At 70.1% G+C, this 639-nt stretch carries 1 protein-coding gene; it reads left to right on the forward strand.

Translation table 11 applies throughout. The annotated features are described in order from the left end of the window. Window positions 1-188 precede the first annotated feature (188 nt). The gene (locus EBE87_RS28540; protein ID WP_158601101.1) at window positions 189-608 is read left to right on the forward strand and encodes an IS630 family transposase; all 420 of its coding nucleotides are present in this window, start codon (window positions 189-191) and stop codon (window positions 606-608) included. Window positions 609-639 lie beyond the last annotated feature (31 nt).

Genomic DNA, 639 nt, shown 5'->3' on the forward strand with positions numbered 1-639 from the left:
ATACCGTCGAGCGGATGAACTGACTCTGATGTGATTTCCTGCGCGGCGGAGATGGTGATTCGCTTCTGGCCTGACCTGTGTGAGGTGGGCGGATGGGACGGGCTCTGGAGATCCGGACGGACGTGGCGAGTGCGGACGAGCTACGGCGCTTGGCTCGGCACGAGGGGTGTCGGCGAACGGCGACGTGGATGGTGGCGATCGCGCATGCCCTGGATGGGCTGAGCCGTGCCGAGGCGGCGCGGCTGGTGGGGTTGGAGCGGCAGGCGCTGCGGGACGCGGTGGTGCGCTACAACGCCGAAGGGCTGGAAGGCTTGGCCGACCGCCCCAAGCCGGGCCGTCCGCCGACGCTGAGCGAAGGCGAGCAGGCGGTACTGGTGGCCACTATCCTGCACGGGCCTGACCTTGAGCGCGACGGCGGAGTGGAATGGACGCTGCCGATGCTGTGCCGCTGGATCGAGGGTCGGTTCGACAAGCGCCTGCACCCGGCAAGCCTGTCGCGCGTGGTGCGGGGCCTGGATTTGTCGCGCCAGAAGACCCGTCCGCGGCACCCGCAGGCCAACGAGGCCGCCAAGGCGGCCTTTGCAAAAGGGGGCTACGCCGCGCGGTAGCCGCGGTCGCGGCCGACCATCCGGGCCAGCG

Origin of the sequence: Teichococcus wenyumeiae, assembly GCF_003696345.1 — a bacterium.
Taxonomy (GTDB): domain Bacteria; phylum Pseudomonadota; class Alphaproteobacteria; order Acetobacterales; family Acetobacteraceae; genus Pseudoroseomonas; species Pseudoroseomonas wenyumeiae.